Origin of the sequence: Caulifigura coniformis (assembly GCF_007745175.1) — a bacterium.
GTDB lineage: Bacteria > Planctomycetota > Planctomycetia > Planctomycetales > Planctomycetaceae > Caulifigura > Caulifigura coniformis.
This window is the reverse complement of the sequence record NZ_CP036271.1, coordinates 4,621,920-4,633,987: the sequence shown is the minus strand read 5'-3', so window position 1 is coordinate 4,633,987 and position 12,068 is coordinate 4,621,920. Positions and strand designations below refer to the sequence as shown.

6 protein-coding genes are annotated in these 12,068 nt (G+C 62.8%); 4 read left to right on the top strand and 2 right to left on the bottom strand.

The features are described 5' to 3' along the window. Positions 1-16: 16 nt before the first annotated feature. On the top strand, positions 17-1,432 hold the full coding sequence (gene tssK / locus Pan44_RS18695; RefSeq protein ID WP_145032090.1) for a type VI secretion system baseplate subunit TssK: 1,416 nt from the start codon (positions 17-19) through the stop codon (positions 1,430-1,432). 3 nt (positions 1,433-1,435) lie between these two features. Further along, positions 1,436-2,095, top strand: coding sequence for a DotU family type IV/VI secretion system protein (locus tag Pan44_RS18690; protein WP_145032086.1), 660 nt, complete (start codon positions 1,436-1,438; stop codon positions 2,093-2,095). A gap of 34 nt (positions 2,096-2,129) precedes the next feature. Here the strand turns inward: Pan44_RS18690 and Pan44_RS18685 are convergent, their stop codons facing one another. Continuing rightward, positions 2,130-2,738 carry a hypothetical protein gene (locus Pan44_RS18685; RefSeq protein ID WP_145032083.1) on the bottom strand — a complete coding sequence of 203 codons (609 nt, stop codon included), beginning with the start codon at positions 2,736-2,738 and terminating at the stop codon, positions 2,130-2,132. Positions 2,739-3,151: 413 nt separating this feature from the next. Between Pan44_RS18685 and Pan44_RS18680 the strand changes: the two genes are divergently transcribed. Further along, a complete protein-coding gene (locus Pan44_RS18680; RefSeq protein ID WP_145032080.1) occupies positions 3,152-4,075 on the top strand; it encodes a dihydrodipicolinate synthase family protein in 924 nt (307 codons plus the stop codon). A 94-nt stretch (positions 4,076-4,169) separates the two neighbouring features. Here Pan44_RS18680 and Pan44_RS18675 read toward each other — a convergent pair whose 3' ends face one another. Then, complete coding sequence (locus Pan44_RS18675) at positions 4,170-9,329, bottom strand: PVC-type heme-binding CxxCH protein (protein WP_145032076.1); 5,160 nt, start codon at positions 9,327-9,329, stop codon at positions 4,170-4,172. A gap of 538 nt (positions 9,330-9,867) precedes the next feature. On the opposite strand from Pan44_RS18675, the gene Pan44_RS18670 reads away from it, so the two are divergent. Beyond that, positions 9,868-11,907 carry a mechanosensitive ion channel domain-containing protein gene (locus tag Pan44_RS18670; RefSeq protein WP_145032072.1) on the top strand — a complete coding sequence of 680 codons (2,040 nt, stop codon included), beginning with the start codon at positions 9,868-9,870 and terminating at the stop codon, positions 11,905-11,907. Positions 11,908-12,068 lie beyond the last annotated feature (161 nt).

Sequence of the window (12,068 nt, the reverse complement as noted above, 5' to 3'; positions counted from 1 at the left end):
TTGCCGACCGTCATCAATGACCAACCATTCTGTTCACTGGTCGGAAGGGCTGTTCATCAGCCCGCATCACTTTCAGCTTTCCGAGCGGCGACTGCGTGAAGAGATTGGCGTCGCCCAGCAATGGCACGTCGGCTACGCCTATGGACTGCGAAAGTTCCAGGTGAATGCCGACGCGCTCGCCAACTGGCGGGTGTCTATTGATTCTCTGCACGCCCGGCTGCGGGACGGCACCTGTCTCCGGTTTCCGGAGGATTCACTGCTCTCGCCGGTCGAGATCCCTCGGGCCGCCTTCCGCAGCGCGCAGGATCGCCTGATGGTGCATCTCGCCGTGCCGCGGCTCCAGCTTGGGCGGCGCAACGCCGACACGCAGACCGGCGACGGTTCGAGCCGCTATGCCGTCGACTCCCAGGAAGTCGAAGACGAGAACCAGGTCGGCAATCCGCTCGTCGTCAGCGTCCGCTGGCTGAATGCCAAGTTGCTGCTCGGGAACGAAGAACTCTCCGGATACGAAACGCTGCCGCTGATGCGGCTGCGGCTTGGCGCCGTCGCCGAAGCCCCACCAGAGATCGATCCAGACTACATTCCCCCCATTCTCGCCTGCGACGCCTGGGCGTTCCTGCAGGAACGGATCCTCGGGGGGATTACGGACCATTTCGGGAGCCTGGCCGATCAGCTCGCCCGGAACATGCTCGACCGGGGCGTGGCGTTCGAAAGCGGACACCGCGAAGACCTCGAACGGATTTTCAAGCTCCATTCGCTGAACACGGCCATCGGGTATCTCTGCAACCTGCCGTTCGTCCGCGGCATTCATCCGCTGACGGCGTACATGGAGCTTTGCCGCGTTGTGGGGCAGATTGCACTTTTCCTGCCCGAGCGGCGGATGCCGCAGGTCCCGCTGTACGACCACGATGACCTCGGCGGCTGCTTCCACGCAATCCGCCGGCTTCTCGACCTCGATCAGGAACGCCAGAAGCGAGCCTATATCAAGCGGCCGTTCATCGGCGCCGGTCTGCAGATGCAGGTGCGGCTGGAACGCGAATGGCTCACGCCCGGCTGGACGTTTTACATGGGCGTCGAATCGCAGCTGCCCTTCAACGAGATCGATCACCTGCTGACGGATCGGCTCGACCTGAAAGTCGGATCGAGCGACGTCGTCGAGAACATCTATCGCGGCGGAAAAGGGGGCGTAAAAGCCCGTCCAGAAGCGGCGCCGCCTCGCGATTTTCCGGGAGCTGGCTGGACCTACTGGAAGCTCGATCGCAGTTCGGAAGCGTGGCAGGCGGTCGAGAAGACGCTCAATCTGGCCATTCGTTTCAACGAAAAACAGGTGGTGGGCGGAATCGACGGCGAGCAGACGATTCAGATCCGGACCGACCAGGGGAAACTCGTTGGATTGTCATTCGCCCTCTACGCCATGCCCCAGGGCGCCTGACCGATGACCCCGGAATTTGCACAGTCCGTCAACCGGGTGTTCGATGCGGTGCTCGACCTCGTCGACCGCATCGAGCGTCGGGAGCGTCCCGACCTCAACGAGGAGAAGAAGCTGATCCGGATGGACCTGGATGCGCTGACCGGCGCATCGGCCAACCAGTCGTCCGCCCGTCGCGAAGACCTCGAACTGGCCAGAAGGGGGCTGATCTACTGGGTCGACGAAGTCCTGACGATGGCCGACCCGGAGTGGAAGGACATCACCCTCGAATTCGACTACTTCGCAGAGAAGAACCGCGCCTGGCGCTTCTATGAATTTGGTGAGCGGGCCGCACGTTCGAGCTCTCCCGACGTTGTCGAGGCATGGTACCTCTGCCTGGTCCTCGGATTCGAAGGCGATATCGGCGAAGCGTTTCGCGAGCACCTCCATCAACCGATGCCGGGCGGGGCGGCGAATTCGACCGAAGCCCGGCAGGCGTGGGCCCAGGAACTGGCGAAGCTGATCCGCAAACAGTCGTCGGCCGATCTCGCTGGCGAGCCGATCTCGGGCGGAGTCGAACCGCTGACCGGCTCGGCCTGGCTGCAGACGATGGCCGCCTGCCTGTTCGTCGCGATCGTGCTGGGGCTGGTTCTGCTGGCCATCTACATGAAGCTGACGCGCAGCTGAGCGTTGCCGATGTCGAGCAGACGCCCCGTCGACGTCAGAACCTCAGCTGGGCTCCGCCGTAGATCGTCAGTCCGGATTCCGAGGTGTAGTTCAACCTCAGCCCCACGCCGAACCGATTCTTGTCGCTTCCGGCCTTCATGATCTGCTGTCCGAGGGAGACCGCCTTGCTGATCGACTCGACGTCGTCGCTGTGAAGGTTGTACCAGGCAAGGGGATTGTCGGGAGCGGAGCTGAGATCGCCGGCAATGTTGCTCAATCCCCCTGCGGCCGAGGTGAACGTGCTCCCCAGCTGGGACGGAAACGGGAGCAATCCCGAGCCGTACGAAATGCCGAGGCCGAGAGTTGGCTTGCCGACGGATGTTGACGCGGAGAATTTGAAGCCGCGGAAAACGAGTCCGAGGTCGACCTCCCGGCTGGAGGGATTCACGCCCAACTTGGCCGAGAACCGCCGGACGAGAAACGACGACTCGATGCTGCCGCCGTAGCTGTACCCGATATTCATCACGAACTTGCCGGGGTTGTAGGCCAGTGTCACCTTGCTGGTATCCGCGTCGAGGGACAGCAGCCAGAGTTTGACCTGCAGTTCGGGAGGCAGGACTTTGAAATCGATGTCGAAGCCGCCTTCGTCTTTCTTGTCGCCCATGGGTCGACCTTTCCTGACAGATGCCCGCACGCAGGAAGGATTATCCGTCCGCCGATCGGAAGAGTTGCGTTGAAAACCCGGCGCCCGACGAGACTCGGGCGGAAAGGATCAAACGCAAGCGGGCGATCCGCCAGGAGGTGGGGAACGGCCTATCCTTTCCGCTGGAACTCTCCACCTGCCGCTTCGGTGACGCCTTGCTCGTTGGCGGCCTTGCCGAACAGTCTTCCGTTTTCCAGAAGTATCTCCCCCTCCGGTATGCAGGAATTCCGTTGGCCTGTATGAACCTGCTTAACGGCTGTTGGGATATCTGCCTTCCCAGGAGCTTGACGACGAAGACATTTCCCCCGTCGGGCAGACCCCGTTTGATCACGGCCGACTTGAACGAGTCATCGCCGTTGCGGAACGATTGATCCATGAAATCCTCCTCTGAAAAATCTTCCCTCCAGGGAGTTCTCCCGGTGCTGCACACTCCGTTTCTGGAGGATGGCCGCATCGATCACAAAACCCTGCAGCGCGAGATCGACTGGGCATTTGAGGTCGGCGCGGATGGCGTCGTCGTCGCAATGGTCAGCGAGGTCTGCCGGCTTCCGCAGGCGATGCGTCGGGAGCTTGCGGAGCTGGTCTGTCCGGCAGCCAGGGCGCGCGGATTCTCTGTCATCAGCGTCGGAGCGGAGAGCACCGCGGAAGCGTGCGAACTGGCCCGCCATGCAGAAAGTCAGGGGGCCAGCGCCGTGATGGCGATTCCGCCGATCGCCACCCGGCTGTCTTCCACGATGACCCGCGACTACTTCGCCGGCATCGCGAAAGCCGTGGAAATCCCGCTCATCGTGCAGGATGCTTCGGGATACGTCGGGGCCGCGATTTCGCTGGATGTCTACCTCGACCTGCTCGAGACATTCGGGACCGACCGGATCTTCTTCAAACCGGAAGCTCATCCTCTCGGCCCGAACCTGTCGCGGCTGCGGGACGCCACGCGGGGGCAGGCCCGGATCTTCGAAGGCTCCGGAGGAATCAACCTCGTCGACTGCTATCGCCGCGGGATTCAGGGGACGATGCCCGGGACGGATCTCCTGGATGCCGTCGTGGCGCTCTGGCGGGCGCTTCAGGCCGGCGACGAAGAGCGGACGTACCAGTTGTCGCTCCCGATTTCGGGTCTCGTGGCTCTGCAGCTCTCGGCCGGGCTGGATGGCTTCCTGTCGATTGAAAAGCACCTGATGAAGAAGCGGGGGATCTTCCCCAACACGATTCAGCGCCAACCCGTCGGCTGGGAACTCGATGCGGAAACCGCAGCCGAGGTGGACCGGCTGTTTGTCCGGCTGCAGGCGGCGCTCCGCTGAATCCTGTAGGACACGGAACGGAACTCCGGCGTATCGCAAAACAGCGTCGGGTCGATCCCACGGTGCGGGATCGGCCCGACGTCCCTGTTTCCGGTCAGTGGGCGTGTTTGAACGCGGCGCTGTCCGCATTCCCACCAGCCAGCACGTAGGCGAGCAGGTCGAGGATCTGCTCCTTGTCCAGTGAGTTGAGCAGCCCCACGGGCATGAGCGACAGCGTTGAGAACTTCTGCTGTTCAATCGCGATTCTGGCGATCTTCCGTTCCTTCGCAGGGGCCGGACCCGTGAGGAGCGTCAGCGAGTCGTCATCCTCGGCGATCACGTTTCCGGTGACGGCCGTTCCGTCCTGAAGCTGCAGGATGACGCTCCGGTACTTCTCCTCGACATTCTTCGAGGGATCGAGGATTTCCTGCAGCACGAGCTTCGCATCCCCCTTGTGCTTCTTCACGACGTCGTCGAGGTTCGGCCCGACGGTCAGATTCCGGCTGAGGGCGACGCCCTCCTTGCCCATCTGGTGGCATTGCACACAGGCGAGCGTCGTGAAGAGCTGCTTCCCCCGGGCGAAGTTCCGGTGCTGGCCGACGCGCGCCAGGTCGGTCGCGAGGTCGGCGACTTTCCATTCGGTGATCGTCGGCACGGATTCGGGATTCCGGGCGAGGAAATCCTTGAGATCGTTCGTGACAAACAGCGTTCCCCGCATGATCAGGTGGTGTCCCGGGAACGAACAGATGTAAGGATAAGCCCCTTCTTCCGATGGTGCGGTGAACTCGATCACCTGTTCATCTCCATAGTCGACCAGTCGGCTGGACCACAGGATGTCCGGGCTTTCCGGGACGAAACCGACTTCAAACCCGCGGGCGCCGAGCGCGATCGCCTTCAATCCCACATCATCGGCCTTGCCCGGTTTGACCAGCAGGATGTTGTGCGGCATGAAGTCGACGTTGGCGAAGGTCAGGCTCACCTTCCGTCCCGGTTTCACCGTCAACTTCGTCACGTCATACATCATCCGCTCGGGAACGGTCGCAATCCGGATCGTCGTCAGCTCGGGAGTCTCGCTGAGCACGCCGGACTTCTTCGCGGCGGCTTCCCGCGCCCCAGCAATCACGCCGCCGCGCATGCTCCGTTCGACGTTGGTCCACAGGTGCCTCACGGTATTTGCTGCGACGCGGGCGTGCGGCTCGGGAGACTTCAATAACACACCGAGCAGTTCGGGGTTGCGCACGTTGTGCTGCTGGTGGACCCACAGGGCCTCAAGAAGGTGATGAGCGTCGGCCGCGGAGTTCGGGTCGAACTGCTTGATCCACTCCCGTGTCGCCGCAATGACTTCGGCGGTGTCGCGTTCACTGAGTTCCACGCGCGTCCGATGTCGGACGCCGTCGATCGGAGACTTCAGGTTGTCGAGCAGGGCTGTGACCGGCTGGCCATCAATCGGCACGGGCTTCTGCAGGGGACGTCCCTTCGCCGTCATTCGGTAGATTCGTCCGTGCGCGTGGTCCCGATTCGGGTCGCGAACGTTGTGCTGCATGTGGCCGATGATCACGTTGTGCCAGTCGCTGAAGTACAGCGACCCATCCGGCGCAAAGATCGCGTCAGAAGGACGGAAGTTCTTGTCGCCGCTCATCATCAGCCCGCGCGACCGATCCTCGGTTTTCGACCCGTCAGCGTTGATCGTGGTGACAGTCAGCTCGTCGCCGGCAGGTTCCCCCCAGACGGCGCCAGTCTCGGCATTCCGTTCCAGGTGGTAGTGCTTCATGCCGAGAAACCCGATCACGTTCAGGATCAGGAAATCTCCCTGCATCGATTCGGGAAAATGGGAGCTGCTGACCACCTCGCACGCTGTCACCGGCCGGACTTCCTTTTTGAGGAGCTCGTGCATCTTGAAGCCGGCCCCCTCGGGGCGCACCTGGTACGCGCGCCCCCCTGTGCCATCGGTCGCGTAGTGATAGCCCCAGGAGTCGAACGCGATGCCATGTGGATTCGGTGAGTTGATCGCGTGCATCGCGATTGTGAATCGCCTGGGATCAAAGCGGAACATGGCCGAGGCTTCCGCCTGCAGTGATGGGCCCCACGGATGCTCGTGGTTGTGCATCATGAAAACGCCGCTCTGCCAGTAGATCCCCCCGTCCGGCCCGTAGATGAAATTGTTCGCGCCGTGGTGTGTGTCCGATGAGTCGAGCCCCTGCAGCAGGATGGTGCGGACATCCGCCACATCGTCGCCATCCGTGTCTTTCAGGAACAGGATCTCGGGAGCGCAGTTGACGATCACCCCGCCGTTCCAGAATTCGAATCCCAGCGGGTTCTGCACGCGGGCGAACTCCGTCACGCGGTCGGCCCGCGCGTCGTTGTCGTCGTCATGCAGGATGATGATCGCATCATTCATCTCTTTGAGCGGTTCCCACTTCGGGTAGGTCGGCCAGACGGCTGCCCACAGGCGGTCCCGGGTGTCGAACTGTAGCTGTACCGGGTTCGCGAGTTGCGGGAACCTGGATTCGTCGGCGAACAGGCTGACCTCGAAGCCCTTCGCGACGCCCATGTGCGCGATTCCTTCTTCACCGCTGATGTAGTTCAGCGTCCCTTCCTTCAGGGCGCTCGAACTCTTGCTCTTTCCCCCCACGTTCGAGATCACCTCGATGGGGCCGGGAACATTGCTGTCGTCGACGTTCAATTCTTTTCCGTCCGCAAGGCCCCAGACCCGGGAGTCGCGACTCGCCGTCATCACGTCGAGCATCGACTGCTCGTGCTGCAGCACAACGGCGTTGGTCTGATCGTTGGTGAATGCCAGCGTCGAGCGGCCGCCCCAGACGTCGTTGCCGTCACGGGCGCGATAGCGGTTGTTCCAGTGCATGTCCTTGACGATGACGGCGTTCCGCAGAGGTTGCAGGGAGGCCGAAGAGCTGACCGCATGCCCGAGCAGGGCGCTGGCAATGACTTCCGCCAGCTGCCGGTTCCCTTCCTCCGTCAGGTGCACCCCGTTAATCGTCAGCGGCGTTCGTGCAGCCCGATACAGCTCCAGCGAAGGATGAAAGAGATCGACAAACCCGACGCCCGCTTCTTTGGCGGCAGCCTCTGTCGCCTTCGTGTATGCCTCCAGCTGGATGTTGTGCGCCTTGCCGTCCGGCAGGTTTGGGTTGTGCGTGTCTTCATGAGCGATCGGACTGAACAGCACGATCCGGGGAAACGATTTGCCGTTCGCTTTCGAGCCCCGCGTCTTCTTCACGAAGGCGACGAGTTTCTGACGGTGCTCGTCCGCCTTTTCCACTCCCGAGAACGACTCATTGTAGCCGAAGAATGCCAGCACCACGTCGGCTTTGACGTGCCGCAGGTATTCGGTCATCGAGGCGGCCCCCTGGCTGCGCGGGAACGAGTCGGGCCGATCGCCGCTCGCACTCAGATTACGAAGGCGGAGCTGGCGTCCCTTCAGTTCGTTCTGCAGCAGTGTCTCCAGCCAGCCATCGTGCTGCATGCGGTCGGGGAGGCCGTTCCCGACAATCGCCACCACGTCGTTCTTCTGGAACGCGAACGCTGCGGGGTCGCGGTAATCGGCGGGAACGTCGAAAAGCACCGGCTCGTTGGAGGCCTCAGAAGCTTTCTGTTCGCCTGCCTTCGCCGGAGCGCCTTTTGCGATCCTTTGTCCCGTTGCGGCCTCGGAATCCGGCTTGCCGTCGTATGTGGCGTACGCCAGCTTGCCTCCCCCCTTCACGTCGATTTCGAGCGATTCCGGAGCGGCGACGTTCGTGATCCGGAACACCTCGCGGCGATCCGCATCGAGCAGCGCGAGCGTGAAACCGTCGAGTCGTCTCTCGAACCCTTTCCGGTTGGCGACGGTGATCTTCTCGACATCGACGGCCTTGCCGAGGTCGACCTCCCACCACGGGTTCGAAGAACCGCTGTTCGTCGTATGCGTTTGCCCGCCCCTGGACCAGTCGGGGTCTTTGTTGCCATCGATCCCTCGTGCAGCGACGCCCGGACCGTTCGTGCTGGATTGCGTCGCCTTTCCGCCCCGGGCCACGTTTTTTCCGCCGCTGAAGACTTCGACTTCCGCGAGCGTGAGGATCCGCTTCTCGCCGGGCAATTCAATCCGGACGATTCTCGCAGGCTTCGACGTGACCTTTGCGGCTGTCGTCCCTTTCTCAGCACCAGCAGCGGCCGGTTTTGCAGCAGACTCCTTGCCGCCCGGCTGACGGGCAGGCTTCGGGGCTGGCCCGCGTGTGTCGTGCGTCGCTGGAATCGGGCTCTCGAACCCGGCATACATCTGCGGCCTGATTCCGCGCGCATATCGGCCACCGGCAAAGGTGTTCGGCTGGAACGGCCCGACGAAACGGATGTCGGCGTCCGGCATGATCGAATCCTCCAGGCCGACCGCCCAGAAGCATCCGTTGACCAGCATCCGGCGGTAGCCATCGTTCAGAAGGTCTTCGGGCGTGCCGTACAGTGAGGTGAACACCCGCCCCGTCCTGCCCGAGGCGGACTTGTAACTCCGCGTCCACTCCGAAGGCATCGGGGGCTTCGTCTCGTCGGTCGGAGAATCGGGCGCCATGCCATTAAGAGGCTGGGCCAGCGTCAGGACTTCGCCGTCCGTTGGCTTGCCCACGTAGCCTCCGGCTTGCACCCAGATGTCTTTCACGCCGCGCAGGATCGGATGCGTCTTCCGGTCATCGACGATCGTGATCCGCGTGCTTTGAGTGTGGTTCTTTCCGTAATGTCCCACCCAGGTCTGCCCCAGCACCTGGTGCCCGAAGCCCAGCTCGTAGTCGGTACCCTTGTAGTCGTAGGAGTATTTTGGAAACGGGCTCGCGGCTGTCATCTTGAACGCATGCGTCGCTGTCCGCAGGCCGACGATCGGACCGCCGCGGTCGAGATAGTCGTCAAAGTGCTTCATTTGCTCCCGCGGGAAATCCTGGAAGCGCAGGAACACCACGGCCAGGTCCGCCGTGTCGAGCGCCTCCATTCCCGGCATGTTGGAATTCCCGGCCACGATCTCGCCGGTCGTGGGGTCGATGTTGAACAACACCGTGCATTTGAATCCGTGATGCTTTGCCAGAAGACGCGCGAGCGCGGGGAGCGTTTCTTCCGAGCGATACTCATGGTCGCCCGCCAGGAAAACGATGTGCTTCCCCTTCCCAGACCCTGCGTTCCCTTCAAAGACCAGCGGCCCCGCGGAAGCGACACCGGCCGGTACGAACGCGGCACACAGGCACACGAATCTCCAGGCGGCGATCCACAGAGAGCAGGCGTCCGTGGGATGAAAGCGTTTCATGCGTTGCCAGACCTCGAGCTAGAAATCGATGGAAGCACGGTGTGATCGCAGGACGGATGGTAATTCAATCCTTCTCTCGAAGCGCTGGTCGCCGATGGTGCAGAGGAACCATCCCCGATCGGCCCGAGGAATTGTGGAATTCTGACTGCTGCAGCCCATGGGATGGCGGCCGTCCTGACTGGAACGGCCGCGGCAATCTGGCAGGCCGTGAACGCAGAGCTGGACCATCGCCACGCGCGCTCACGGTGACGCCCGGTGTGTGGCGGATGGATATCGCACGGTCGAACGGACCCGCCTGGTGCTTTCAATGGCGACCATGACGCCGCAAAGACAGGTGCCGCAACTGCAGGAACTCTCGTGCCCCGTTCCATGACGGCAAGAACCTGCCGAAAGAATATTGGCTATGATGGACTCGCCCTCGAACCGGGCTCGCCGCATTGGGACAAGGTCGTTCGGGGTCCGATGAACCACGGTCGGCCACAGGCGAGTGTGAATGCGCCTGCTGCCTGCCCCTGAACGACAACTCACCTCGTAACAAATGACTCTCTCTCGCGTCCTGCTTTGCCTCCTGGTTCTCTCTCAGGGGCATCATGCGTCGGCCGGTCAACTGAAGACCGAATCGAAAGAGGCCCCGGCGACGGCCGCCAATTCGGCGACGTCGGGGCAGACGCAACCGACGACCGCGGAACGCATCGCCGGGCTGGAGCGGCTGCTGACGGCCGATCGCCAGCGTCAGGCCGACTTGCGTCGTTTGAGCGAGGAACTGCAGCAAGACTTCGAGGCCAGATCGGCCGAGTTCACCACCAAGGATTCGCTCGTCACCGAAACGCGGGCCGGCATGGAAGCCGCCACAGAGGAGGAACTCAAGGTCCGGCGACCCGCGCTGGAGAAGCTGGAGAAGGAGAGGGAGGCCGCGCGAGCCCAGTTCGACCGGACGATCAGCCGGCGCAAGGCCGTGCAGGAACAGCTGGAAATCCTCACGGAAAAAATCGCCCTGGAGGAGAAGGGGCTGGAACGACTGAAGTCGGCCGAGCCGGAGGCCAGCTCGCAACCCAGTCCGAGGTCGCGCCCGCCGAAGGCCGCTCCGGACGGGCAGCCCGCTGCCGATGCGAACGCCGCTGGCCCGGAGGAATCGAAGTCACCCTCGAATACCGCCGCGGACCGGCCGGCCGCGGAGGCCCTGGCTCCGGGTGCAAAGGCAAACGCCGCGGACCAGAAGGAAGAGTCGAACCCCGCGCCCGCCGTCGAAGCCGAGCCAGTCCTGGCGGCGAAGCGCGAACTTCAATCGCGCCGACGGGAACTGGACCTCGCGAACGAGCGAGTCCAGGAACTCGACGAAAGCATTGCGATCTTCGAACGCGACCTGCAAAGCGCCGAACGCCTGCTCGACATCACGCGACAGGAAGCGGAATCTGCCACGAAGACCGTTCAGGAGCAGCGACGGGAGCTCGAACAGCGGCGGTCGGACGGGACTCCCGAGGCCGAAACCAGCTCCCTGGAGGAGGCACTCGCCCGCGAGGCCGGTCGGGTTGAGGCGACGCGGGCTGAGATCGCCTTCCAGAGAACGCGCGTGGACGAATCGCGGGTCCTCCTGGAGCGATTGCGGGAATCCCGGTCATTGGCCGGGAAAGAGCTGGAAGGGGCAGCTCAGTCTCTCAAGAGCGCTGAGGCGAAGCTGGCCCTGCTGGAAAGCCCGGTCGCTCCACATCGCATCGGCGGATGGATTCGCAATACCGGCCCGCGGGTGCTTGGGCTTGTCTTGTTGCTGCTCGTCATCTGGTGGGCAGGCCAGATCGTTGCGAGGAGAGTCATCGGGACGCTCATGCGCCGCAGTCGGCATGGATCCTCGGCCGAACGCGAACAGCGCGCGGAGACGTTGCAGCGGGTCTTCCGCTATGCGGTCAGCATGGCGGTGCTCACGCTGGGCGTCCTCGCCGTGCTGCATACGTCCGGAATCGATGTCAGCGTGCTGTTCGGCGGAGCCGCCGTGATCGGGGCTGCCGTCGCCTTCGGGTCCCAGAACCTGATCAAGGACTATTTCACCGGCTTCATGATCCTCGCGGAGAACCAGTACAGCGTCGGAAACGTGATCAGGATCGCCGACACCTCCGGCGTCGTCGAAGACATTTCGCTGCGGATGACCGTACTTCGGGACGAAGAGGGGACTGTGCACTTCATCCCTCATGGCCAGGTCACGAAGGTCAGTAATATGACGCACGGCTGGTCGCGGGCCGTTTTCCAGATCCCTGTCGGTTATCAGGAGAATATCGACGAGGTCATGACGCTGCTTCTCGACCTGGCGAAGCAGATGCGCGACGATCCGAAGTACGGGCCGCAGACGCTCGGGCAGCCCGAAATGCAGGGCGTCGACGCCCTCGGAGATTCGGCCGTTCTGGTCAAGTTCACGATCAAGACCCGGCCGCATATGCAATGGGGCGTCAAACGGGAGATGCTCCGGCGCATCAAGACCGAATTCGACCGGCGCGGAATTGTGATTCCGTATCCGCAGTGGGTCGTGCATCACGCCGACGGGGAGCCGGAAGCCAGCGATTCGGCCGCACGCGAATCAGTCCCCTGAAATCACTGGAAGGAACCGCGTGCCGAGTCCACCCGGCTCCGACAACCAATGGAGGAATCTTACACGGCTCGGCATTTCGCGGGCGTGATGACGCTGCCCCCCACGCCTCGATTGATTGAGTCGTTCGGTCTCAAGGAGTCGATTGGGCCACGATTTGTTCA